The following is a 685-nucleotide window of genomic DNA, read 5'->3' as shown; positions in this document are numbered from 1 at the left end:
GGGTCCGTGCTGATGGCCGCATGGAGCTCGTCGGGCTGGCTGACGGCTTCCGGGGATCGACTGAGTTCTGGGCTGATTTGCTGCGCGATTGCCGCCGCCGCGCCATGACCGCAGCGGTGCTCGCGGTCGGCGACGGCGCCCTGGGCTTCTGCAAGGCGTGCGGGAGGTGTTCCCGGATATTCGAGAGTAGCGCTGCTGGTGGCATAAGCAGGCCAATATTCTTGCCGCACTGCCGAAATCGGTGCACCCAGGGTGCAGTCGCGGCGATGAAGGAGATCTACAACGCCGAGGATATCGACAAAGCCCAGCTCGCGATCAAAGCGTTCGAGATCGACTACGGCGCCAAATACCCCAAAGCGGTCGCCCAAGATCGTCGACGACGCCGAGGTGTTTTTGGAGTTCTACCGGTATCCCGCCGAGCATTGGATCCACCTTCGCACCACAAATCCGATCGAAAGTACCTTTGCGACAGTACGTTTGAGGACCAAAGTCACCAAAGGGCCGGGCTCCCGCGCGGCCTGGCTGGCGATGGCCTACAAGCTAATCGAGGCCGCCCAGGCCCGCTGGCGCGCGGTCAACGCACCACACTTGGTCGCCCTCGTCCGTGCCAGCGCCGTCTTCCACAAGGGCAAGCCGCTCGAACGGCCTATCGACATCACACCCGAACCGTCGGCAGCTGAGCCTC

The 685-nt window shown here is 63.4% G+C and carries 2 pseudogenes; both read left to right on the top strand.

Annotated features, from left to right (window positions below):
• Positions 1–20: 20 nt before the first annotated feature.
• Positions 21–311, top strand: a pseudogene (locus JF781_RS28815) (IS256 family transposase); the annotation flags it as partial.
• 82 nt (positions 312–393) lie between these two features.
• Positions 394–685 (top strand): annotated as a pseudogene (locus tag JF781_RS28810) (IS256 family transposase); the annotation flags it as partial.

The organism is Mycobacterium sp. WUMAC-067, from assembly GCF_020217485.1.
Lineage (GTDB): Bacteria > Actinomycetota > Actinomycetes > Mycobacteriales > Mycobacteriaceae > Mycobacterium.
Note: the sequence above shows the minus strand (reverse complement) of the source record. Positions and strands in the feature narration are given on the sequence as shown.